General features: G+C 51.0%; 25 protein-coding genes. 17 read left to right on the top strand and 8 right to left on the bottom strand.

Translation table 11 applies throughout. The features are described 5' to 3' along the window. Nucleotides 1–17: 17 nt before the first annotated feature. A complete protein-coding gene (locus HP435_RS16135; RefSeq protein ID WP_063228481.1) occupies nt 18–320 on the bottom strand; it encodes a HesB/IscA family protein in 303 nt (100 codons plus the stop codon). A 131-nt stretch (nt 321–451) separates the two neighbouring features. Here HP435_RS16135 and ltaE point away from each other — a divergent pair, with 131 nt between their 5' ends. The 3 genes from ltaE (at nt 452) to HP435_RS16120 (ending at nt 3,716) form a co-directional block, all read left to right on the top strand. Further along, nucleotides 452–1,489, top strand: coding sequence for a low-specificity L-threonine aldolase (ltaE, locus tag HP435_RS16130; protein WP_173598841.1), 1,038 nt, complete (start codon nt 452–454; stop codon nt 1,487–1,489). 249 nt (nt 1,490–1,738) lie between these two features. Then, nucleotides 1,739–3,382 carry a peptide ABC transporter substrate-binding protein gene (locus HP435_RS16125; protein ID WP_173596546.1) on the top strand — a complete coding sequence of 548 codons (1,644 nt, stop codon included), beginning with the start codon at nt 1,739–1,741 and terminating at the stop codon, nt 3,380–3,382. Nucleotides 3,383–3,521: 139 nt separating this feature from the next. After that, the gene (locus tag HP435_RS16120) at nt 3,522–3,716 is read left to right on the top strand and encodes a hypothetical protein (protein WP_063228484.1); all 195 of its coding nucleotides are present in this window, start codon (nt 3,522–3,524) and stop codon (nt 3,714–3,716) included. Between the two features lie 21 nt (nt 3,717–3,737). Here HP435_RS16120 and HP435_RS16115 read toward each other — a convergent pair whose 3' ends face one another. After that, nucleotides 3,738–4,472, bottom strand: coding sequence for an alpha/beta hydrolase (locus tag HP435_RS16115; protein ID WP_173596547.1), 735 nt, complete (start codon nt 4,470–4,472; stop codon nt 3,738–3,740). Nucleotides 4,473–4,797: 325 nt separating this feature from the next. Between HP435_RS16115 and pdhA the strand changes: the two genes are divergently transcribed. The 7 genes from pdhA (at nt 4,798) to HP435_RS16080 (ending at nt 11,777) form a co-directional block, all read left to right on the top strand. Beyond that, nucleotides 4,798–5,883: a pyruvate dehydrogenase (acetyl-transferring) E1 component subunit alpha gene (gene pdhA, locus HP435_RS16110; RefSeq protein ID WP_122965367.1), complete on the top strand. Its 1,086-nt coding sequence runs from the start codon at nt 4,798–4,800 to the stop codon at nt 5,881–5,883. A 3-nt stretch (nt 5,884–5,886) separates the two neighbouring features. Beyond that, nucleotides 5,887–6,867, top strand: a complete 981-nt coding sequence (locus HP435_RS16105; protein ID WP_122965368.1) for an alpha-ketoacid dehydrogenase subunit beta — start codon at nt 5,887–5,889, stop codon at nt 6,865–6,867. 102 nt (nt 6,868–6,969) lie between these two features. Next, a complete protein-coding gene (locus HP435_RS16100) occupies nt 6,970–8,343 on the top strand; it encodes a dihydrolipoamide acetyltransferase family protein (RefSeq protein ID WP_173598840.1) in 1,374 nt (457 codons plus the stop codon). Between the two features lie 6 nt (nt 8,344–8,349). After that, nucleotides 8,350–9,759 carry a dihydrolipoyl dehydrogenase gene (lpdA, locus tag HP435_RS16095; protein WP_122965370.1) on the top strand — a complete coding sequence of 470 codons (1,410 nt, stop codon included), beginning with the start codon at nt 8,350–8,352 and terminating at the stop codon, nt 9,757–9,759. Nucleotides 9,760–9,863: 104 nt separating this feature from the next. Next, complete coding sequence (locus tag HP435_RS16090) at nt 9,864–10,547, top strand: helix-turn-helix domain-containing protein (RefSeq protein ID WP_173600257.1); 684 nt, start codon at nt 9,864–9,866, stop codon at nt 10,545–10,547. A gap of 20 nt (nt 10,548–10,567) precedes the next feature. Further along, nucleotides 10,568–11,437, top strand: coding sequence for an IS3 family transposase (locus tag HP435_RS16085; protein ID WP_173600258.1), 870 nt, complete (start codon nt 10,568–10,570; stop codon nt 11,435–11,437). Nucleotides 11,438–11,615: 178 nt separating this feature from the next. Further along, the gene (locus HP435_RS16080; protein ID WP_063228490.1) at nt 11,616–11,777 is read left to right on the top strand and encodes an aspartyl-phosphate phosphatase Spo0E family protein; all 162 of its coding nucleotides are present in this window, start codon (nt 11,616–11,618) and stop codon (nt 11,775–11,777) included. Nucleotides 11,778–11,798: 21 nt separating this feature from the next. Here HP435_RS16080 and HP435_RS16075 read toward each other — a convergent pair whose 3' ends face one another. Beyond that, nucleotides 11,799–12,521 carry a hypothetical protein gene (locus HP435_RS16075; RefSeq protein ID WP_173599479.1) on the bottom strand — a complete coding sequence of 241 codons (723 nt, stop codon included), beginning with the start codon at nt 12,519–12,521 and terminating at the stop codon, nt 11,799–11,801. A 153-nt stretch (nt 12,522–12,674) separates the two neighbouring features. Further along, on the bottom strand, nt 12,675–12,824 hold the full coding sequence (locus HP435_RS16070) for a small acid-soluble spore protein P (RefSeq protein ID WP_063228492.1): 150 nt from the start codon (nt 12,822–12,824) through the stop codon (nt 12,675–12,677). A 207-nt stretch (nt 12,825–13,031) separates the two neighbouring features. Between HP435_RS16070 and HP435_RS16065 the strand changes: the two genes are divergently transcribed. Then, nucleotides 13,032–13,889 carry a HEPN domain-containing protein gene (locus tag HP435_RS16065; protein ID WP_122965372.1) on the top strand — a complete coding sequence of 286 codons (858 nt, stop codon included), beginning with the start codon at nt 13,032–13,034 and terminating at the stop codon, nt 13,887–13,889. 33 nt (nt 13,890–13,922) lie between these two features. Further along, entirely contained in the window at nt 13,923–15,494 is a 1,572-nt protein-coding gene (locus tag HP435_RS16060; protein WP_122965373.1) for an ABC-F family ATP-binding cassette domain-containing protein, read from the top strand. Nucleotides 15,495–15,562: 68 nt separating this feature from the next. Here HP435_RS16060 and HP435_RS16055 read toward each other — a convergent pair whose 3' ends face one another. Both HP435_RS16055 and HP435_RS16050 read right to left on the bottom strand, forming a co-directional pair. After that, nucleotides 15,563–16,072, bottom strand: coding sequence for a DUF6886 family protein (locus tag HP435_RS16055; RefSeq protein WP_173599480.1), 510 nt, complete (start codon nt 16,070–16,072; stop codon nt 15,563–15,565). Between the two features lie 43 nt (nt 16,073–16,115). Next, the gene (locus HP435_RS16050; protein WP_122965375.1) at nt 16,116–17,183 is read right to left on the bottom strand and encodes a phosphodiester glycosidase family protein; all 1,068 of its coding nucleotides are present in this window, start codon (nt 17,181–17,183) and stop codon (nt 16,116–16,118) included. 129 nt (nt 17,184–17,312) lie between these two features. Here HP435_RS16050 and HP435_RS16045 point away from each other — a divergent pair, with 129 nt between their 5' ends. From HP435_RS16045 to HP435_RS16035, 3 genes are all read left to right on the top strand, one after another. Then, the gene (locus HP435_RS16045) at nt 17,313–17,456 is read left to right on the top strand and encodes a hypothetical protein (protein WP_167470337.1); all 144 of its coding nucleotides are present in this window, start codon (nt 17,313–17,315) and stop codon (nt 17,454–17,456) included. A 156-nt stretch (nt 17,457–17,612) separates the two neighbouring features. Continuing rightward, nucleotides 17,613–18,902, top strand: a complete 1,290-nt coding sequence (locus HP435_RS16040; RefSeq protein WP_173599481.1) for a DEAD/DEAH box helicase — start codon at nt 17,613–17,615, stop codon at nt 18,900–18,902. 36 nt (nt 18,903–18,938) lie between these two features. Beyond that, nucleotides 18,939–19,094: a hypothetical protein gene (locus HP435_RS16035; protein WP_173596552.1), complete on the top strand. Its 156-nt coding sequence runs from the start codon at nt 18,939–18,941 to the stop codon at nt 19,092–19,094. Nucleotides 19,095–19,160: 66 nt separating this feature from the next. Here HP435_RS16035 and HP435_RS16030 read toward each other — a convergent pair whose 3' ends face one another. Further along, the gene (locus HP435_RS16030; protein WP_122965377.1) at nt 19,161–20,645 is read right to left on the bottom strand and encodes an amino acid permease; all 1,485 of its coding nucleotides are present in this window, start codon (nt 20,643–20,645) and stop codon (nt 19,161–19,163) included. A 230-nt stretch (nt 20,646–20,875) separates the two neighbouring features. Beyond that, complete coding sequence (locus tag HP435_RS16025; RefSeq protein WP_173599482.1) at nt 20,876–21,724, bottom strand: serine/threonine protein kinase; 849 nt, start codon at nt 21,722–21,724, stop codon at nt 20,876–20,878. A gap of 106 nt (nt 21,725–21,830) precedes the next feature. On the opposite strand from HP435_RS16025, the gene HP435_RS16020 reads away from it, so the two are divergent. Both HP435_RS16020 and HP435_RS16015 read left to right on the top strand, forming a co-directional pair. Further along, a complete protein-coding gene (locus HP435_RS16020) occupies nt 21,831–22,946 on the top strand; it encodes a DUF3900 domain-containing protein (RefSeq protein WP_173599483.1) in 1,116 nt (371 codons plus the stop codon). 11 nt (nt 22,947–22,957) lie between these two features. Continuing rightward, nucleotides 22,958–23,545, top strand: coding sequence for a DUF1444 family protein (locus HP435_RS16015; RefSeq protein ID WP_173599484.1), 588 nt, complete (start codon nt 22,958–22,960; stop codon nt 23,543–23,545). Nucleotides 23,546–23,640: the final 95 nt, after the last annotated feature.

Below are 23,640 nucleotides of genomic sequence, written 5' to 3'. Positions count from 1 at the left end.
TTTGCTGGCTGAACCGATTAATGGTCGCCTGTATTTCCTTTGGACGGATTGGTGATGACGAAGCCTTCCTGTGGCAGGAACAAGTAGTCGATGATGATGCCATCGAGCAATGGCTCGTCTTTTTTCACGATGACGTCAATTTCCTTGTCGGTGGAGACAACTACATCTTCTTCGGTTGGCTTGTCCAGAGCAAGACCGTAGTGCGCATGGTCACCGTGCGCGTGAGTGATATAGGCACGCAGCTTCAGGTCTTTGTCTGCTTCTTGTTCCATGATTGTGCCGAGCTGCTTCGCTGCATTTTTGGTAATCTTTACCTTCATAGGTCAAGTCTCCTAACTGTATGTATGTGAGTTTCTTCTCCATCTTAGCAAAGAGGGAAATGCAGATGCAATGTGGAAAGTGTTCTGGGTGATAGAGTTGCTAGACAAACTTGCGAAAAGGGGACGCTTTCATGAAGATTGATTTGCGCAGCGATACCGTCACAAAACCGACTGAGGCGATGCTTCGGGCCATGGCAGATGCCGAGGTGGGCGATGACGTTTACCGGGAAGACCCGACCGTTAACCGACTCGAACAGATTGCAGCCGAGCTGCTGGGGAAAGAAGCGGCTTTGTTTGTCACAAGCGGCACGCAAGGCAATCAGATTGCCGTGTTGACGCACTGTGTGAACGGCGATGAGGTCATTGCGGAAGCGGATTCTCATATTTTTTATTACGAAGGCGGCGCGATGTCGGCTTTGGCTGGTGTGCAGACACGGACGCTGGCGGGAGAACGGGGCGCCCTGCGTCCAGAAGATGTGGAAAAGGCGATTCGCGGCAACAACATTCATTTTCCGCGCACGAAGCTGATTTGTATCGAAAATACACATAACCGGGCGGGCGGCGCGGTCGTTACGATCGAGCAAATGAAGCGCGTGCATGAGGTAGCGCAACAGCACAACATCCCCGTTCACTTGGATGGCGCACGACTGTTCAATGCGGCGGCATCTCTGGGCGTGCCTGTGTCTGCGCTTAGCCAGCATACCGATACCGTCCAAGTCTGTCTGTCCAAAGGCTTGAGCGCGCCTGTAGGCTCTCTTTTGGCGGGGGATCGGGCCTTTATCGAAGAAGCGAGATGGTGGAGAAAAAAACTCGGCGGAGGCTTGCGTCAGGCTGGATATTTGGCAGCGCCGGGAATCGTGGCTTTGACACAGATGACGGAGCGGTTGACGGAAGACCACGCGCGTGCGCAGCAACTGGCTGAAGGGTTCCGCAAGCTGTCGCTCGAAGTCGAGCCTGTCGAGACGAACATCGTGCTGGTGAAGACGGATTCGATCCGGGAGACGGCAGTTGCCTTTTTGCAGCGTCTTGCAGACAAAGGAGTCCTGGCAGTCGACTTCGATGAATACGTGATCCGCTTTACCACTCATCGCCACATTGATGAGCAGCAAGTAAACAGGGTGCTGGAAATCGTGGAAGAGCTCATTGGCACGGCGAAGGTTTCGGGATAATTGTTGCGGGCACCAAGCATAGGCAAAGCCAGTCTGCTTGAATCGGGGAGCGGGTTGGCTTTTTCTGATTGCACCGTTCACTTGCGGCCGACTTTCGACAAATTGTACAAAATTTTTCGGAATAAAGAGAATATTTTTAACCAAGTCGTCCAGTTCCTTTCTCACTGTAATGCGATAGCATAATGATGAGTTGGAGCCTATCTTTCAGTCATCATCGCGAACTCGATACAGACGAGGGGGATGCCAGATTTGAAAAAGCGAATGGGCGCACTTTTGGCTAGTTTTCTGATTTTTCAATTAGTAACTGGATGTAGCACAGCGCAGCCAACAGCTACAGACAACAAGGGAACCGAAGCACCCAAAACAGACACAGCCAAAGCGAAAGAAATGGTCCTGAACTGGAACGCAGATGGGGGAGAACCGCCTACGGCCGACCCGGGACTTGCTTCAGATGGAACTTCTTTTGACGTCATTACGGCCTGTTTCGAGGGTCTGACACGTTATGGGACGGACGGGAAAATTGCGGGCGCGATGGCTGAAACGTATTCGGTTTCGCCAGATATGCTGACGTATACGTTCCAACTGAAAAAAGACGCGCTTTGGTCGAATGGAGATCCGGTAACGGCACACGATTTTGAGTTTGCCTGGAAACGCAATCTCGACCCGCAAACAGGATCGGAATACGCCTACATGCTTTATTTCATCAAAGGAGCGGAAGAATTTAATACAGGCAAAGGCAGCAAGGATGATGTCGGGGTGAAAGCGATGGACGATCATACCCTGGAAGTCAAGCTGAACTCGCCAGCGCCGTTCTTTTACGAGCTGACAGCTTTCCCGACGCTGTTCCCGCTGCACAAAAAAACAGTGGAAACTAACCCGGCCTGGGCGGCATCTCCGGAAAATTACATCGGAAACGGGCCGTTTAAAATGGAAACGTGGGAACACAAAAACAAGCTGGTTTTGGTCAAAAACGACAACTATCACGACAAAGGTGCAGTGAAGCTGGACAAGATCGTCTGGAGCATGATTACCGATACCAATACAGCGCAAGCTCTGTTCGATTCGGGCGATCTGGATTGGGGAGGCCATCCGACGTATACGCTCCCTGTAGATTTGCTGCAAAGCTTGCATGACGAAGGCAAAATTGTCCTCGATCCGTATCCAAACACGGTAGCCGTGACATTCAACACCACAAAGCCACCTTTTACGAACAAAAAAGTTCGTCAGGCGTTCTCGTATGCGATTGAGCGCCAGCCGCTGGTGGACGGCATCGTCATGCCGGGTGTGCCCGCTGCGTATGCCTGGGTTCCGCCGTCGATGAAGCTCAGCGGCAATGATTATTTCCAAGAAGATTCGGCGAAAGCCAAGCAGCTTTTGGCGGAAGGGTTGAAAGAGCTCGGTTTGACAGCGATGCCGGAATTTACTTTCTCCTATGGAACAGGGGATGACAGGCAAAAGAAACTGGCGGAAGCGCTTCAGGATCAGTGGAAGAAAAACCTCGGCGTAGAGGTGAAGATCAGCGGGTTGGAAGAAAAGGTGTTCCTGCAAAACAAGCGCTCCAAAAATTATCAGTTTGCCTATCGGAATTGGGGAGCGGACTTCAACGACCCGATCAACTTCCTGGAGATTTTCAAAGACAAGACAGTCGGAACGAATGACGCCGCCTGGGAAAATGAACAGTACCGCAAACTGATCGTGGACAGCTATCTGGAACTGGATACAGCGAAGCGCAATGCGATCATGCAGCAAGCCGAGCAAATTTTGATGGACGAGATGCCGATTGCCCCGATTTACTATGGCGTGCGCCCGTACATTCAAAACGACAAGGTCAAAGGTCTGCTTCTGAATCCGTTCGGCGGCAGAGACTTTAAATACACTACCGTAGAAAAGTAAACGAAAAAGGCAAGAACCCCCTTTGTGCCAACGATCAGACTGGCGGCATGAAGGGGGTTTTCTCTGTTCAGCGCGTGTAATTCCGCACACCCAAAGAAATACTATAGCCATTGACTATGGAAGGAAATGAGGGATAGACATGATATCGGCCAAAGAGCGTGAGAGACTGCAGAACCAGATGAAACGCGATGAGAGCAAGATTGTCAACATTGTGCTCCAGGATGCCCGCCAAGTGGCAGGGGAGATTGAAAAAGCCACCCACCAAGGAATTTTCATGGTAGATGGCCGTTACTACGGATATGAAGACATCAAGGAAATCAACGGTTCACTCTAAACAGCGGATGTGCGTGTCCGCCTAAATCAGCGGCGGCGGAAAAAAGTGACGCAAAGCATCGGGGAGTTCTTTTTGCCACAAGCCCCAGACGTGGTTGCCCGGTTTTTCCGAATAGGACAGGCTGGCGTTGCTGTCAGTGAGCAGTGTTTTTGCTTCCCGATTCCATTGAACGAAGTCGAACGTTCCGATATGGGTTTCTACAGCGGTTTCATCCAGTCCCACAACCATCCAGAGCCGCAGCCAGGAAAGGTCTCCGCTGTTTTGGATGGCCGCTTGTGTCGGCTGGAAAAAGGCTCCTGACAGGGCAAGCACTTGGGAAAACAGTTCGGGGTGGTCCAGTGCGAGGTGCAAGGAAACCGTTCCTCCGAGCGAATCGCCCGCGAGCACGCGGGAAGCTTTGTCGCGTCTTACGGGATAGCGCTCCTCGATGTACGGCAGCAGCTCCTCGCAAAAAAAGCGTTTGTACGCTGCATTTTTTGCGCCTACAGGCGAATATTCACTCGTCCGTTTGCTGCGATCCACCGAGACGCCGACGACGAGGAACGGTTCGATGCCTTCTTCGAGAATCAACTGGTTGGCGATGGTGGCAATCCGCCCCATCGTAAAGAAATCGTTTCCGTCCTGACAATAGACGACAGGGTAAGAAAGCAGTTCATTATAGCCCGGCGGGAGGTACACTTTGACCGAGCGGGGAGTGTCTACGTGGACGCTTGGGACTTCTTCTTTTATGATTGTTCGTTTTACATAATCAGACATCGATTTACACTCCTGTTTGCTCAAATGTAAAACTAAGCCTTGAAAAAAACTGATACAGCTTATATAGTAAATGATAACAGAGAGGAAATAAACCCTGTAATATCAATACTATAACACGTTAAACAGACATTTTGTCTGCAATATAACAGGGTTGTGCGGACGGCGCTGTAAGCCCTTTCTTGCACACACAAACTTTCTTCTGCTTTTTATCAGGGGACACTTCCGACACGTTTCGTCTTCCTTGTCGATTGAGCACTGGCTCAGTTGCGTGGGACATGGCGAAGCAAGCAAGGAAGCCCCTTATTCTAGTGACGAGGTGAATGTGATGAGCGTAACCACTGCTGTTGAACAAACAGAGAACAACGCCCCGCTGCAAATTCTTGCTCCGGACGGTACGGTTGTTCGTCCTGACTTGATGCCTAAGCTCTCCGATGATGAACTGCGTGAACTGATGCGTAAAATGGTCTTTACCCGTGTGTGGGACCAACGCGCTATCAGCTTGAACCGCCAAGGTCGTCTGGGCTTTTACGCGCCTGTAGCTGGTCAAGAAGCAAGCATGATCGGTTCCGAGGCGGCTCTGTCCAAAGAAGACTTCATCCTGCCAAGCTACCGCGACATTCCGCAAATGGTCTGGCACGGTTTCCCTATGCACAAAGCATTCCTCTACTCCCGTGGACACATCGAGGGTGGACGAATCCCTGAAGGCGTAAACGTTTTGATGCCACAAATCATCATCGCAGCACAATGTACACAAGCGACAGGCGTGGCAATGGGCTACAAGCTGCGCGGCGAAAAGCGCGTTGCGATCAACTACTTTGGTGACGGGGCAACCTCCCAAGGTGATTTCTACGAAGGTATGAACTACGCAGGTGTTTACAAACTGCCTGTGATCTTCTTCTCGCAAAACAACGGTTATGCGATCTCCCTGCCGTTCGAAAAACAAACGGCTTCTGAAAATATCGCAGTCAAAGCAGTTTCTGCCGGTATCGCAAGCGAGCGTATCGACGGCATGGACATCCTCGCTGTTTACTACGCAGTTCAAAAAGCGAAAGAGCGCGGTGTTAACGGCGAAGGCGCGACTTTGATCGAGGCGCTGACATACCGTTATGGTCCGCACACCATGGCTGGTGACGACCCAACTCGCTACCGTACTGGTGAAGAGCAAAGCGAGTGGGAACTGCGCGACCCATTGATCCGCTTCCGCAAATTCCTGGAGAGCAAAGGTCTTTGGAGCGAAAAAGACGAAGAAGCTGTCATTGAAGAAGCGAAAGCAGCAGTTGCAGACGCGATCAAAAAAGCGGACGAAACTCCGAAAATGAAAGTGACTGAACTGATCGATGTAATGTTTGAGACACTGCCGCCTGCACTCGAAGAGCAAAAGGCAGAATTCCTGGCGAAGGAGTCGAAATAAGCCATGGCACAAATGACAATGGTTCAAGCCATTACGGATGCAATGCGCGTAGAATTGAAGCGCGATGAAACCGTACTTGTCTTCGGGGAAGACGTAGGGAAAAACGGCGGGGTATTCCGTGCGACAGAAGGTTTGCAAGCTGAATTTGGCGAGCAGCGCGTATTCGATACGCCGCTCGCTGAGTCCGGAATTGGTGGACTGGCAGTAGGCTTGTCCATTAACGGCTTCCGCCCTGTAGCGGAAATCCAGTTCTTTGGCTTCGTATTTGAAACGTTCGATGCGATCGCTTCCCAAGCGACTCGTATGCGTTACCGTTCCGGCGGTCGTTTTAGCAGCCCGGTAACTTTCCGTTCCCCATTCGGTGGCGGCGTGAAAACTCCTGAGCTGCATGCTGACTCTCTGGAAGGCTTGATGATGCAAACGCCGGGTCTGAAAGTGGTTATCCCTTCCAACCCTTACGATGCAAAAGGTCTGCTGATCTCGGCAATTCGCGACAACGATCCGGTTGTGTTCCTGGAGCACATGAAGCTGTATCGCTCTTTCCGTCAAGAAGTACCAGAGGGCGAGTACACCATTCCGCTCGGAAAAGCGAACGTAGTAAAAGAAGGCAGCGATGTTACCATCATCACCTATGGTGCTATGGTGCATACCAGCCTGAAAGCGGCTGAAGAAATCGAAAAAGCTCGTGGCGCCAAAGTGGAAGTCATCGACCTGCGCACCATCAGCCCGCTCGATATCGACACCATCGTAGCATCCGTGAAGAAAACAAACCGTGCGATCGTCGTGCAGGAAGCGCAAAAAACTTCCGGCGTTGCTGCGGAAATCATTACGCAAATCAACGAGCGCGCTATTCTCCACCTCGAAGCACCAGTGCTGCGTATCACGGCACCGGATACCGTTTATCCGTTTGCACAAGCAGAAGACATCTGGCTGCCTGACGTGAAACGCGTGGTAGACGGATTGACTCAAGTGCTCGATTTTTAATCGGTAACAGACATAATGGCGGAAAAGTTGAAAGCTTTCCGCCTTCTTTCCGAAATTTACAGGCTGTGAATACGGCGTAGTGTTTACTAAGGAGGAGATACTGTGAGTCGTTTTACATTCAGACTCCCGGAGCTCGGTGAGGGTATCCATGAAGGCGAAATCGTCAAATGGCACGTTCAGCCCGGAGATTCCGTAGAAGAAGACCAAGTCATTATGGAAGTGCAAAATGACAAGGCGGTAGTAGAAGTGCCATCGCCTGTAAAAGGAAAAGTTATCGAGCTGAAAGTAACAGAAGGAACGGTTTCTGTTGTCGGCGATCCTTTGATCGAGTTCGAGGTTGAGGGCGAAATTCCAAACCTGCCAGACCACGGTCATGGCAGCGCACCTGCTGCTGACAAAATGGAGCCAGGTTGCGATATCGGTTCCCAAGTGAGCGCGAATGCGAACCAAGCGCTGGAAACACCAATGGCGCAAGCAACTGCGACAGCAGTAGCGGCTCCAATCGATCGCAAACACGTATTGGCTACCCCTTCCGTGCGTAAATATGCGCGTGAAAAAGGCGTTCAGCTGACACTGGTTCCTGGAACTGGCAAGCTGGGCCGCATCACTCGCGAAGACGTAGATCGCTTCGTATCGGGTGGCGCTGTCGCTCCTTCTGCACAAGCAGTGGAAACGGCTGCTCCAGCAGCAACAGAAGCACCGGCAGCTACGGCTCCAACAGGCGTAGCACAAGCTGCTTCTGCGCCAACTGTTCACTACAGTGCGCAAGCAGGCGAGCTGGAAGAGCGCGTTCCTTTGAAAGGAATCCGCAAAGCGATCGCCAAAGCAATGGTCAAATCCGCTTACACAGCACCACACGTTACTATTTTCGACGAAGTGGACGTAACGGCGCTGGTAGCGATGCGCAAAGACGCGAAACCACTCGCAGAAGAGCGCGGCGTGAAGCTGACTTACTTGCCAATGATCGTCAAAGCAGTCGTTGCTGGTCTGAAAAAGTTCCCAGAACTGAATGCTTCTATCGACGAAGAAAAACAAGAAATCATCTACAAAAAATACTACAACATCGGCATCGCGACTTCGACAGAAGACGGTTTGCTCGTACCGGTTGTCAAAGCGGCTGACAGCAAGTCGATCTTCCACATCGCGGGCGAAATCAGCGAGCTGGCGAAAAAATCTCGCGATCGCAAAGCGAGTGCTGACGAGCTGAAAGGTTCGACTTTCAGCATCACCAACATCGGCTCTGCTGGCGGCATGTTCTTCACGCCGATCATCAACTACCCTGAGGTTGCGATCCTGGGCGTAGGTCGTATCAGCGAAAAACCAGTGGTGAAAAACGGCGAAATCGTGGTTGGCCAAATGCTGCACCTGTCCTTGAGCTTTGACCACCGCTTGGTTGATGGAGAACCTGCACAACGTTTCGTCAACTACGTGAAGCAGCTTCTGGAAAACCCAACGCTGCTCGTCATGGAGGGATAAGAGACAATGGTAGTAGGTGAATTTACGACAGAAGTAGACGTGCTCGTCATCGGTGCGGGCCCAGGCGGATACGTGGCAGCGATTCGCGCCGCGCAAATGGGAAAAACCGTAGCAGTTGTGGAAAAAGCGGAAGTCGGCGGCGTGTGCCTGAACGTAGGTTGCATTCCTTCCAAAGCGATGATCCATGCTGCACACACGTATGAGCACGCTCAACATACCGAATCCATGGGCATCACCATGGAAAACGTCAAAGTGGATTTTGCCAAGGTTCAAGAGTGGAAAAGCGGGATTGTGAAGCAATTGACAGGTGGCGTAAGCTCCTTGTTCAAAGGCAACAAAATCCAGGTGATTCCAGGTGAAGCACTGTTTGTCAGCGAAAACGAAGTGCGCGTCTTCCACGGCTATGACGTGAACCGCTATCGCTTCCAGCATTGCATCATCGCGACCGGATCTCGTCCGATCGAACTCCCTGCTTTCCCGTTCGGCAAACGCGTTCTGTCCTCGACAGAAGCATTGGCTTTGACCGAACTGCCTAAGAGCATGGTTGTAATCGGCGGCGGATACATCGGCATCGAGCTGGGTACCGTATTCGCGAAATTCGGCACCAAAGTAACCATTCTGGAAGGCTCCGATCAAATTTTGCCTGGCTTCGAGCCAGATATGCCTCGTCTCGTTGAGCGCAAGCTGAAAAAGCTGGGCGTGACCATCCATACCAAAGCGCTGGCGCAAGGAATGGAAGAAACCGAGAACGGCGTAATCGTCAAGGCAGAAGTAAAAGGCGAAGCGCAGCAAATCGAGGCGGAATACGTTCTCGTTACAGTTGGGCGCCGTCCGAACACGGATGAGCTTGGCGTTCGCGATATCGGCATGAACCTGACTGATCGCGGCCTGATCGTCGTCGACAAGCAAGGCCGTACGAACATTCCTAACGTGTATGCGATCGGGGATATCGTGGCAGGACCAGCTTTGGCGCACAAAGCTTCCTACGAAGGAAAAGTGGCCGCTGAAGCGATTGCAGGCCATCCTGCTGAAGTCGACTACAAAGCGATCCCGGCAGTTGTTTTCTGCGATCCGGAAATCGCAAGCGTCGGTATCAACGAAAGAGAAGCAAAAGAACAAGGCATCGATTATGTGGTGGGACGCTTCCCATTCGCAGCAAACGGCCGTGCGCTCTCTGTCAATGCAGGTGAGGGCTACGTGAAGTTGATTGCCGAAAAAGAAACGAATCTCGTCCTCGGTGCGCAAATCGTTGGTCCAGAAGCTTCGAACATCATTGCAGAAGTGGGACTGGCGATTGAAATGGGCGCAACCCTTGAAGATATCGAATTGACCATCCACGCTCACCCGACTCTTGGGGAAGTGACGATGGAAGCGGCTGAACTGGCACTGGGTCGTCCGATTCACGTGATGAAATAACAGCAGCTTTTACGAAAAAAGCCTTGTACCTTTATGATATGCTCCCCTTTGGGTAGACAGTTGAAATAATAAAACTGTCTACCTGTAAGGAGGAGCATTTTTTTATGTCCCATAAAGCAAAAATAGCTGGACCAGAAAAGATCGCAGCTATCGAAAAATATCTCCGTGGAGAAGATTCTCTCAATCATCTAGCAAGCACGCTAGACGTTACCTTTTCCTCCATGAAACAATGGCTTCAAACCTATCAATCATTAGGTCCAGATGGACTGCTCAGTACACCTAAGAACAGGACTTATTCCGCAGAACTGAAGTTATCTGCTGTTGAGGACTATCTAGCTGGCGGTGCTTCTCATATGGAGATATGTAAGCGATATGGCATTAAATCAACCCGCCAACTGCGTAAATGGATTCTAAAGTATAATGGTCATGAGAAGTTGAAATCTTCCGGAGCAGGAGGAACACCAATCATGACAAAAGGACGAGCGACTACTTTCGAAGAAAGAATCGAAATTGTGAAATTCTGCTTAGAACATCAGCATAATCATGCCCAAACAGCCAAAGAATTTCAGGTTTCCTATCAGCAGGTTTACTCATGGACACACAAATACATAAAATTTGGCGTAGATGCGCTTCAGGACAAACGTGGGAAACGAAAATCTGAAAACGAGATGTCTGAGGTGGAGAAGCTACGAGCACAAAATACATTGCTTCAAGCTGAGAATAAAAGAAAGCAAATGGAGATCGATTTTCTAAAAAAGCTAGACGAAATTCAAAGGGGGCGACCCTAAACCAAGTCCGCAATGAACCTATTTATCTTGCCATCCGTAATCTGTACGACAGTAAATCATATGCCATCAGTCAGCTTTGTGAAATCGCAGGGATTCCGCGTTCGTCGTATTATAAGTGGCGAAATAGGAAAGAAACTGAAAACGAGAAATTCAACAAAGGGTTGCTGCCTATGATTAAGCGTGCCTACGAAGAAAAAAAGGGGATTCTTGGTTATCGCCAGATGACCATCAAACTGAATCGACAGTTCCATCTTTCTATCAACTATAAACGCGTATACAGACTCATGGGTATTTTAGAATTGAAATCCGTTTGCCGCAAAAAGAAAAAGAATTACGTTCCGACAACGCCTGAAATCACGGCAGAAAATGTCTTGAGCAGGGATTTCAAATCCGTAGAATTCGGTACAAAGTGGCTCACAGACGTAACGGAAATGAAGTACGGCCTTCAAAGCAAGGCTTATTTGAGTGCGATTCTGGACTTGTCGGATAAAAGTATTGTTTCTTTTGTGATTGGGCACTCGAACAACAATGAGCTTGTGTTTAGAACGTTTGATATTGCCCATCGGGCATATCCTAATGCGAAACCCATCTTTCATAGTGATCGAGGATTTCAATACACGAACAAAATGTTCAAGAAGAAACTAGATGATACGGGAATGACTCAGAGCATGTCGAGGGTAGCTAGGTGTATCGACAATGGTCCAATGGAATCATTCTGGGGAACGTTAAAATCGGAGATGTACTATCTCCAGAAATTCAATACATACGAAGAGCTAGAAGTAGCCATTACGGAATACATACATTACTACAATAATCATCGGTACCAGAAAAGGCTAAACTGTATGACGCCCCTAGAATATAGGCACTATTTACAAAGTTCTGTGGCATAAAAAAGACACCAACCTAGGTTCAGATTGGTGTCTAAGCTTTTTGTTTTTTTCACTGTCTACTTGACAGGGGGCACTTCATTACGGTTACAGGGCTTTTTTCTTCCACATCTTACCCTTTCCACCTGTACTTATATAATGTAAAATAGTGGGAGACTGACGTGGGTGGAGGCTTGGCAGCATGGAGATTACAAATAAGATGATTGATGACTTGCGCCAAAAGCTGGAACGCGCAGCCAAAGAAGCAGGCTACAATTTTCTTGACCCCGAGATCGTAAAAATAAGCCAGCAGTTGGATAAGCTGATCGTCGCGCATATGTTGCATGAAAAACGCCCTTCGTAAGGGCGTTTTTAGTGGGCAAAATTAGGAGAAGGAATACAGCAGGTGGGCGTTAGACCCCATTTTTCGTAAACAAGGCTCTTGGGCATAATAATAGCTGGGGTACAAAATAAGCTGCTGCGCGTCATGGTTTGGCTCATCGCTCGGGTGCGTCAAATGACGAGCCGCTTCATCAAAAGCGAACGCAGGGGAAATGGTGTGCAAGTAGGCAAGCATGGCAGGAATATCTTGCACGGCATAGTAGATGCGCTCGGCTTCTTTTACAAACTGCGGGGCGATGATCTCCCAGTTCTCCTCGAAAACCATTTGCCAATAAGACGATACAAACAGGCTGAAGCGGCCTTTTACATAATCGGAGTCTTCCCGTATATCGAGAAGCACTTGTGGGATGCTGTGCTGCTCTAGCCATCGGTCCAGCATCGGGCTCACGCTTCGCACAAACTCTTCGGTTGGCAGGGTGACGAAGTATTCGTACTGATCGTCGACAGCCATGACCCCTTTGGTATGTACAGGATCGAACGAATCGGGGATGCCGTAACGAAACAGCGGCAGCAGATAGTCCCATTCTCTTTTCAGACGAACAGATTCAAATTGTTCAAGCTTGTCTTCCGACCATGAAGTGAAGCGCTCAGGAGGAGTTGGCTGGGCAAGGGTATGCAGGCTGGCAGCCAGCTCGTACAAGGGAGAAACACTGTAGCTGATCGCGTTCGAAAGCGGGCTGTTGCCCGGAAGTGGAATAGTGATCATAGTGGGCTAAACCTCCATCATGGATACTGAATCCATCATAGATCATCCCTGTGGGACAATTCAATCTTTTTTATTGTAAGAAAAAGGAAACCCGCACGGTCTAAACCGTCCGGGCTTCTGCACAATGCCGTTCTTGCGCAGGGAAAATTGCTTTCAGCCTTCCCTGGTCTTGATGGAACGAGAATGGTTTTTTTGCTTTACTTTTTTGGAGCCGGAAAGAGGCTCGCCAGTCTGTTCTTGCGGTTTTGCGACATTATTGTAAGTTTGATGAGGGTTCTCATCCAAAATATGATCCTTTTCCATAAAATCAGCTCCTTCTTTCCGTAGTTTGTATCAATCAGATGGTGACGAACCATAGGAAATGCTGGTATTCTATAAGGAAGCGTGCCCGCGATTGGTAGCAATGGATAGGTTGTCAAAAGAGCCAAAAAGCACGATACTGAAAGCATAACAGCATGTTTATTATGTAAACAAAAAACCAGGCTTTGATGGATCGGAAAGGAGCAGCTCATGCCACTGTTGATTGCACCCGTGTTTAATTCGACGACAGAACAGCCCATTCGGATCGAGCTGCCCAATTCGTACTACTTGGTCTCGGGAGCAGAGCGGCCGTACGAGATAGCCTCGCGTTATTTGCGCAACGAAATGGACGAGAACAAGCGCATTTTTGATCAGCGCGTGAGTCGCACCAGTCTGTTTTTGGTTGCAGAGCATGCCGAGATGAAAGTAACGGACGACCGCCCATGGATTGAAGAGATCGAGAACAAGCTGAACTTGTCTGCGTTTGACGGGACATGCTCCATTCCATACGTACTGACGGTTAGCGGGAATATGTGCGGGATCACGTACTTGAAGCGCTCTATCGACGGAAACAAGCTGGCATTTGACCAGTCGACGCAGAACACGTTTCTGCGGATTTTGGAACATCAACTGCCATCCCTCGCTTTTCGCCGCTATGTGCTGTCTCTTGAGAAAAAAAGCAACGAAGACCAACTGCTCGATTTGTGGATCGCGCTGGAATCGCTGTTTGCCCCTGACGGTAAAAAGGGAGAAATCACCTACAAACTGCGGATACGGATGGCGTACTACTTCGGAGACTCGTATGCCCAGCGGCAAAAGATTGCCCAATTCGTCAAAAAATCGTACAATCATCGTTCAGAGATCGCGCACAGCGGAAAAGTATTCGGCGATAAACTGACCGATGAAGTGAATACGCTCAGATTGATGGCGAGAGCGACGATTTTGAATACGGCTATGCAAGGCATCAATCTGCAAGACATGCGCGTGCGCTTGGATGAGTTAATATTGTCTGGCGAGACCTATGAAGAACGGTACGAGCCGGCTTATTTTGAAAGAATCATTTTGTAGACCTCACAGAGGAAACAGGAGGAAGAAGCAAGCATGAGTGTTTTGATTGTAGAAGATTTGTCCCATGGGTTTGGGGATCGGATTTTGTTCCGCGACGTGTCGTTCCGTTTGCAGCCGAATGACCGCGTAGGACTTGTTGGAGCTAATGGTACAGGAAAGTCCACGATGATGGGCATTTTGACGGGCCAAAACATCGCAGATCACGGCCGTATCGAGTGGATGCCGAAAATTCAATACGGATACCTCGATCAGCACACGAAGCTGCAAGCAGGCAAAACCATCCGTGACGTGCTGAAAGATGCGTTCCTGCCCCTTTTGGAGCAAGAACAGGAACTGATGGCGATCGGGGAAAAAATGGCCGAAGCAACGCCTGAGGAACTGGAAGAGCTGCTGGAGCGCATGGGCGAAATTCAGGATAAGCTGGAGACGAGCGGTTTTTATTTGATCGATGCCAAAGTCGATGAGATCGCGAACGCTCTCGGTTTGAGCGCTATCGGTCTGGAGCGCGACGTTGCTTCCTTGTCCGGGGGTCAGCGGACGAAGGTTCTTCTGGCAAAATTGCTGCTGGAGCAGCCGACTGTTCTGCTTTTGGATGAGCCGACGAACTATTTGGACGAAGAGCATATTGTGTGGCTGAAAAACTACTTGCGCGAATATCCGTATGCGTTCATGCTGATCTCCCACGATACCGCGTTCATGAACGAAGTCGTCAACGTGATCTACCATCTGGAGTTTACCAAGCTGAACCGCTATACAGGCAACTACGAGTCGTTCCTTGCACAGTCCGAGATGAAGCGCAGCCAGCACTTCGACGCTTTTGAAAAGCAGCAGGAAGAAATCGCCCGCATGGAAGACTTTATCGCCCGCAACAAAGCGCGTGCATCCACTACAGGGCGCGCGAAAAGCCGTCAGAAGCAACTGGATAAAATGGATCGCCTTGACAAGCCGGAAACGGCAGCGAAGCCTTCGTTCATTTTCAAAGAAGCACGCGCGAGCAGCCGCTTCGTGATTGAGGCAGAAAACCTGGAGATCGGTTATTCGCACCCGCTGCTGCCTAAACTCAGCGTGAAGCTGGAGCGCGGCGAAAAAGTAGCGATTGTCGGAATGAACGGTGTGGGGAAATCGACACTGTTGAAGACGCTGCTCGGCATCATCCCGCCACTTGGCGGCAAGCTGGAGCAAGGCGACTTCCTGCACCCTGCGTACTTCGAACAAGAAGTGAAAGCCAAGCCGATCACGGCACTGGATGACGTCTGGAACGAGTTTCCGGCCATGAACAACCACGAAGTGCGCGGAGCTTTGGCGCGCTGCGGTTTGAAAAACGAGCATATCAATCGCAACCTGAACGCACTCTCCGGGGGCGAGCAGGCAAAAGTGCGTCTCTGTAAGCTTTTGCAACGGGAAAGCAACTGGCTTGTATTTGACGAGCCGACCAACCACTTGGATGTCGTTGCGAAGGAAGAATTGAAGCGTGCATTAAAAGAATTTAAAGGGACTGTCCTGCTCGTATGCCACGAACCTGACTTCTACGAGGATTGGGTGACACAGACGTGGGATGTTGAGAAATGGAGTCTGGAACAGGCAAAAACACCAATCAAGCTGTAATAAAAAAACAGGCAGCCACATTCAGTGGGACTGCCTGTTTTCTTTTGGCCAAAAAGTCGTGAGCTTCGTCAGCGGGCGTTGCGCATGCGAATCATCGAGAAGTGCAGGCTGCTGTCGAGCAAAGCTTCTTTGAGCGGCGTCAGCGACGGTGTGATTCGCAGCTCAATGTCCGCTTCGCCAAGACAGGCGAGCAAATCGCCCATGGCTGTGACCTGCAACGGTTGGACAGGCTCTTTGGAGACGAAGTAGCCCGCCCCTTCGTCGAGGCACGAAAAGGAATCGGCCGCAAACGTGTACTGGTAAAGCGTCGTCTGCGCAAGGATCGGATACCAGCGGCTTTCGATCGCAATGACCATTTTGGCGCTAGTCAGCCCGAGAAAACGTTCCTTGTCTGCCGAAGACGAATCTGGCTTCGCATAAAAAGCAATGCGCGGACAGTCGCGCGGGAAGTAATACATCGGTGCACGAGCCGCGTCAATCGCCCAGACGAGGGGAGGCAGGCTTGGGTGGCTGGGATGCAGCCGCGGCTGAAAATCGGCAATGGCAGAGTCTTCACTGTAATGAAACACCGTATGCATGTAAGCAAATTCCTTTCCGTAAGCAAAATGGAGGAAAGACAACCTAAATGACTGCCCAGGCATTTGGAAGGTATCGGCCCCGGTAGTATGGGCACGATGTTTTCGTAATCGCTTCGCCGTTATGGAGCATCATCGAGCTGGAGCCGCCGTCCATCGCCATGGCAGTTACAACCCCATGCTCTTCCAGCAGTTCCGCCAGGTCATTCATGCTCGCCCCGATGGAATGCCCCGGCTGGCGGCCGTCGATGACGACGAATACAATCGTGCCGTCCGCTTTTTGCCCGATCGCGGTCCGTGGCTGGATGCCCCAGCTTTTGGCCGGCTTGTCTTTGAACATGTTTTTCCCGTTTACAATCAGTTGCGGACGGAAGCTCATCGCATCGCGAACGCCCATGTTGACCAATTGTTCGGCCGTGTAGTTGCCTGTAATCAGCTTGCCTTCGTAAGTGATGCCCAAGGCTGTCTCGCCGCTTTTGGGATTATAGCCTTGCAAAATTTTCCCGTCGTGGATGACCACGCCGTACGCCTTGGCTCCTTTTCCGTAGCCATCTGGGTCGGAGAAGCCGCTTGCGTTGACGATGCCGATTGCATTGGTTTTTTTGACAAATTCATCGAGCAGATCGCCGCGGTCTTTGCGGTTTGTTACGACGAGCTGTACCCGTTTCGGGTCGTGGATGTACATGATTTTTCCTTTGAAATAGTACGTCTCTTTGGTCACGTCGATGTCTTCGATTTCGACCAACTCTTTCGGCTTTTCCGGCAGCGTGACGGTTACAGGCTGTTCTGTGGTAGGCGTTTCTTCCGGCTTGGTCGTGCCGTCAGGCTCTGAATTGATCACTTCCGGATTGCGAATTTGCTGCTTTAATGCATTCAATTTTTCTTCCGGCAAAAATGTATACGGCGCCCAGTAGTCGTGCTGCGTGGTCAGCAAGGTGCCTGCCGCCCACTCGCGCAGCTCTTCTCCGTTTTTCGTCCCAAACAAAAAGATGATACTTAACAAAGCGAGCGTCGTGCAAGTCAAAGCTGACACGAGCATCAGGCGCTTGACCCAGCGCCAAGGTCTTTTGCGAGTTGCGCGTTTGCGTGTGCGGGCACGTGATAAAGTTTGCATGATTTCTCCACATCCATCTGGTGTTAAAATTGACTGTTGCTATATGGTAAGGACGGATAAATGGGTAAAAAGTTTCAGGAAAATAATAAACGATCACCAGGGGAAAAATAGGGACAGGAGGTGAGGGCCGTGCGCGGCTATGATGAAGCATTTCAAAAGGAAGTAGAGGAGTACCAGGACAGTCCGAAAGGGACGCGAAACCAGACGACCAGTCGGGATCGCCAAGACCAGGGCGAGAAGCAGGAGACCCGAATCGATTCGAATAACGGGTAAAATGGCTGGCGGGCGGAGTCCACTTTGGATTTCGCCCTTTTTCCGCTCTGGGCAATCGGGCTTTCGCTGGAACGATTCAAGCGCAGGCCCTCTGTTATACATGGGCAAAGTGTGGTAAGCTTACCCAATGTACTTTTTTACGCCAGGAGGGTTCTTGTGAGCACCACGTTTGCAGATTTACAAATTAACGCGCCGCTTGTAGCGATTTTGCGCGACCAAAAAATGGAGACGCCGACACCCGTGCAGGTGGAAGCGATCCCATTGATATTAGCCGGACGGGACGCCTTGATCGAATCGCCTACGGGAACAGGCAAAACGTTTGCCTACTTACTGCCGCTGCTAACGAAAATCGATATGGATAAAAAAGATGTGCAGGTTCTTGTGCTGGCACCGACGCACGAACTGGTCGTGCAGATCGCCAAAGAAGCCGAAAAGCTTTTGCCAGGAGCCGATCATGCGGTTTTGCCGATCATCGGTGGAGTGGACGTCAAACGCCAGGTGGAGCGGTTGAAGAAGAAGCCAGTGCTCGTCGTCGCTACGCCTGGTCGTCTGCTGGAGCTGATCGATCAAAGAAAACTGAAGGTGCACGAAGTAAAGACTGTCGTCGTCGATGAAGCCGACAGAATGCTCGATGCAGGTTTTGGCAAGCCGGTCCAGGAGGTCATGAAAAAAACATTGCGGGACACCCAGCGTTTGCTGTTTTCCGCAACGATTTCAGACCAGATCGTCGCGGCAGCCAAAGTGTTCACAAAAGAGGCTGTGCTTGTTCGGGCGCAAGCACCAGAGGGCGCAGCAGGAGTCGCGCATCTGTATCTCGTCTCTGATCCGCGAAAAAAAGTGGACACGCTCAGACGGTTGCTTCGGCTCGTCAATGTTCGCTCCTCGATCGTTTTTGTCAATCAGATCGAAAAAGTGGATGAGATCGTGTCCAAACTGAACTACCACCATTTGGAATGCCGCCTGTTGCATCGCGATGCATCCAAGGAAGATCGAGCGCGTACGCTGCAAAAGTTCCGCGACGGGGCGTTCCCGGTATTGATTACGACGGATGTCTCGGCCCGCGGAATCGATATCCCGGAAGTCGAATGTATCGTTCATTACGATCCGGCCCCAGATGCGGATACGTACATTCACCGCAGCGGACGGACGGGACGGATGGGCCGTGCCGGACTTGTGTTCTCGATTCTCAGTCCGCAGGAGCGGTTTATTATCCAAAAGTTCGCCAAGCAGACGGAACTGGCGATTGCCGAAAAAACGATGGCGTACGGCGCTTTGGAAGATCCAAGACCGGAGCGAAAGCCAGCGGCCAAACCAACAGCCAAGCCAGCCGGAAAAGGAAAACCGCAAGACCGCAAAGCTGGTGGCGGCAAACCACCAATGAATGCAGGCAAAGAGTCTTCTTCGGCAAAGCGCGTACATAAGAAGGGCGGCTTTGGAACAAAGTAGGACAAGAAGCACACGTCTTGTTCTAAGGAGGGTTCCATGCGCAAAGATCGTTTGTATGAAGAGGACTTGCTGGTGAATGGCGCGGTTGGGGGAGAAGTGTTGGGCAAGCAAGAGCGGCAAACGCTTCGCCGCGAAGCGGGCGAACTGAAAGAAAAGATGGAAGCGGCCAAACAGGAGCCAATTTCTGAGTAACCCCACTGTAACAGTAAAAAAGAGCAGGGCTGCCGACCAATGCGGCGCCCTGCTTATTTTGATCGATTACTCGTCTTTTGTAAGCTGACATTGTTGCAGCGGAATGACTTTGGTCTTTTTCACGAACTTGTAGCCAAGCCACAGCAGGATGAACATGGGCAAGCCGATGTAGGAGACGAGAATGCCGTTCCAGTCGATGGTGTCGCCAGTGAATGCGCTGTAGTTTTGCCCGATAATAATGAAGGAGCAAAGGACGAAGGCGAACACAGGTCCGAACGGATACCATTTGGCCCGGTAAGTTAAATCGCTGAGGCTGCGTCCTTGGGCAAGGTACGCTTTGCGGAAGCGGTAATGACAGATGGCGATGCCGACCCAGGCAATAAAGCCGGACATGCCGCTCGCATTAAGCAGCCACATGTACACGACGCCATCGCCAAACAAAGAAGCGAGAAAAGCGAGCATGCCTACCGCTGTCGTCGCGTACAGAGCGCGTGTCGGAATGCCGCGCGAGTTGATCTTTTTCAAAAACTTCGGTGCCTTGCCTTCCATTGCCAAAATCCACAGCATGCGAGCGGAGGCGTACATGCCCGAGTTTCCGCAAGACAAAACGGATGAGAGAATGACTGCATTCATAACCGATGCCGCAAACGCCAGTCCTGCTCTTTCGTAAACTAAAGTGAAAGGGCTTACAGAAATGTTGTCCACATCACCGCTCATCAGGTTGGGATCTGTATACGGGATCAAAAGGCCAATGACGGCGATGGACAAAATGTAGAACAGAAGGATGCGCCAGAAAACTTGCTTGATGGCCCGCGGCACATTGACTCGCGGATTTTCGCTCTCGCCTGCTGCTACGCCGACCAGTTCCGTACCTTGAAAAGAAAATCCGGCCACCATGAACACGCCGATCATCGCCATGAACCCGCCGTGGAACGGAGCGTCGCCGACAGTGAAGTTTTTAAATCCGACTGCTTCGCCGCCCATAATCCCGACGATCATCATCAGACCGATCGCGATGAAACAGATGATAGCAATGACTTTGATGAGTGCAAACCAATATTCACCTTCACCGAATGCTTTGACGGAGAGAAAATTCAACACGAACAACAAGGCGAGAAACAGACCGCTCCATAACAGCGAGGAGCTTTCCGGCAGCCAGAACTTCATGATCAAGGCGGCAGCCGAAATCTCCACCGCAATCGTCACGGCCCAGTTGTACCAGTAGTTCCAGCCCAGGGCGAAGCCAAGTGCCGGGTCGACAAAGCGGGAAGCGTACGAACTGAACGAGCCTGATACGGGGAGGAAGGTAGCCATCTCGCCCAAACTCGTCATCAAAAAGTAAATCATGATACAGATCAAACCGTAAGCGGCAAGCGCGCCCCCTGGCCCTGCGGATTGAATGGTCGAGCCGCTCGCCAGAAACAAGCCTGTCCCGATCGAGCCGCCGATGGCAATCATCGACATGTGCCTTGCGCGCAAACCTCTTTTCAACTCATACTGCTCTTTTCCCGTCTGTTTATTTTCTCTAGTGGGTAGTGGAGTATGATTCAAACTTGATGCCCCCTTTTTTTACTGCGAATGAAAATTCCTAATATTCAGGTTACAAATATGATAGTTGATTTGGGACAGATAATCTATTCGACCGGGTGTCATAAAAACGAAACCGATTTTTATCCAACATGTACAAATATTCCCTTTTTGTTCGCGGGGAATTATCCGTCTCTTTCTCGGAAAAAAGCAGGGCTGCCGTTTGTTTCCCGGCGCCCTGCTTTGTGTATGGCTTATGCCTGTTCGTATTCGCTGGCAGGGCACTCGCTGGCTTGCAAGTACGCATCCAGATCTGCGAGCCACTCGCGGACGGTTGAGTAGGGCGTGTCCAACTGGAACAGCTTTCGGATCATCAGACGAATCTCTGGCGATAAGGAAAGCTCTTCCTCCCAGCTTCGTTCCGGCGCATTCTCATCCGCAGAGTAGCCGGAATAGAGCAGAAACAGAAAACAGTGCCCGAGCGCATACAGGTCGCTCGAAGGCGCTACTTCCCGCTTGAGCTGCTTTTCAGACGGATAGGCGCTGAGTGTCTCTTCGGTGTAAGTCGGCTTGTCACCGACGAACCGCGCCAGCCCAAAGTCAATCAAGTACGGATTTCCTTCCTGCCAGATGACGTTTGGGATGCGGACATCGCGATGGATCAGTCCGCGGTCGTGCAAGTAAGCGACAAGCTCGCCAATTTGCTTCATATAGAGGGCGCATTGCCGCTCCGTCACGACAATGCCGCGTTCGAACAGCATCTCTTCAAGCGTAGGCCCCGTCAAATACGTCATGACGAGAAAGGAATCGTTGCGAAACCGAAAAGCGTCCAGACACCGCGGAAATTGCGGGTGCGACAGCGAGGACAGCACTTTGCGCTCGTACTCCTGCATGGCTTCGCCCTTTGGCTTATGGCGCAAGCTTGGTTTGACCTGCTTGAGCACGACTTTCTCACCTGTTGCGCGATGGATAGCCAGGTAGGCGATGCCGTAGCTGCCCATCCCGAGCACTTGCTTGATCTGATAGGCGCCTGCCACCGTTCCCGCGCGATAGGGCTTGTCCCGGACATTGTTCGTCCACCATTCTTTTACTTCCGTCCACATAACCGTTCCCTCCTGTAGCCATCTTACCATGAATGGAAAAAGCCTGACCTTTTTTCATGCAGGTTTGCTATAATCAGTTCGTTACATGTAGACAGGAGCGACGGGTATGAATTTTATCATTGACTGGTTATCCTTTTATTTGATTGAACAACCTGAGGAAGAAGACGGCATCAAGCAGGTGCGCATGACCCGCTATTTGGGGCATGATGAATATCAGCGCAGCGAGTTGCGCGACTTTTTGGATGGCGAGTTCGCACGTATCGCCAAGCGCAAGGTGGAAATGAATCCGAAGACGGACGGGACGCCGACGAAGCTCGGACAATTTGTCCTGGAGCCGGGGCATCCGCTCGATTCCAATCCGAACTATGCCTTGCTCAACCGTTTGCTTGTAGCCGAGACGCCAAGCGAAAGCAGGGAGCCTTGCCAGGAGCTGATCCAGTCTTATTTGCGGACGTCGCAAGTAAGAGGCGGCGTGCTGATTGTGGTGCGCACGCGTCTGGAGCTGCTCGATGAGCGCTACGTCTTTATTTTGAAATGCGATTTTGAACAAAAAACAGCCGTCATTACGGATGAAAAGAGCCTGATTTCCAACGTGCGGATGGCGATCAATGCGAAAAACATGAAGTCGCTGATGTATCCGTACATGATCGAATCCGGGATGAATGATCCGTACCACGTCAAGATCCATCAGTTTTCCCACGCGCGTTACTTCGAGGAATTTTTGCGCTTTATTGAATATCCGCAAACGGTGACGCAAATCGTCTCCGATGAGGTCATTTCTCTCGCCCGCCAGCATATCGAGTACACCTATCCGGAGGAATCCGAGGAGCGCGTGCGCGAAGTAGAGGCAATTGAGCTGATTGCCGCCAGCCCCAAGCGGGAGCTGTCCGAGAAGTGGGAGCACGAGACGGTGATGGAAGCGATGCAGATCATCACCGACCGCCAGCCGGAGGTCGAACTGAAGTTCAAGCTCGATCACATGCAAATTCGCACCTTGCTCGCGGATTACGGCTCTACTTTGCATATTGCCAAAGTCAACGGTCGTTATGTCGTCATTTTGGAAGGGGAGCAGCTTCAGTTTGAGCGTGGGGTATCTCCTGTTGAATTTGCCAAACCGAAATCACTTGCGGAGATCGTTCAAGAAATCGAATCGCGCAGCAGCTATTCTCCGCCGATGGCAGCAATGCCAGGGGAGCCGGACGATACGCCGCCTTGGGAATAGGAGGAGCGAGCATGACGGACAAAAAACTCACTTTAAAAGGGCAGGAGCAAAACGTATACCCTGTCTTGCGCCATGCTTCTATGGTCAAAAAATACCCGGACCGCTGGGTAGTCAAAGAGCACACGGCAGATACACGCGTGCTGTATGCGCTCGATCAGGGAGAGGGCTACGGCTTGATTACGCCTGACATGCTGGTTGCGGCAGAATGGACGGCTGAACAGCTTCATGCGTACGCGATGGACAACTTGCAACAGCTGCCGTATACCGTGAAAACACAGGAGGTAGCGGGCAACCGGATTCATTTTATCAGTCCGCAAGACGGCTATGCGGCGAGCAGGGTGTTGCTCGATTCGCTGCTCCGCCAGTTTGACCAGGAAAAACAAGGAGATTCGCTTGGCGTTGCCATCCCGCATCAGGACGTACTCATTATCGCGGACATGAATGGCGAGGTCGGGGCGAACTTGCTGGCCCGTCTCACTTACGACTTTGCCTCAAAAGGGCAAGTGCCGATCGCCGTACTGCCGTTTTTCTGGGAAAACGGCGAGCTGACACCGTTTTTGGTCGTGTCGCATGATGCGGATACGAAGGGAAACACATAGGATAGAAACGCAATAAGAGAGTTGACCCTGGTGTGGTGCAACTCTCTTTTGCTATTTCGGGAAGGGTACGTCCATCTTTGTTGGCGCGATGGCGT

This window comes from Brevibacillus sp. HD3.3A, from assembly GCF_013284375.2.
GTDB lineage: Bacteria > Bacillota > Bacilli > Brevibacillales > Brevibacillaceae > Brevibacillus > Brevibacillus parabrevis.
This window is presented reverse-complemented; position numbering and strand designations above follow the sequence as displayed.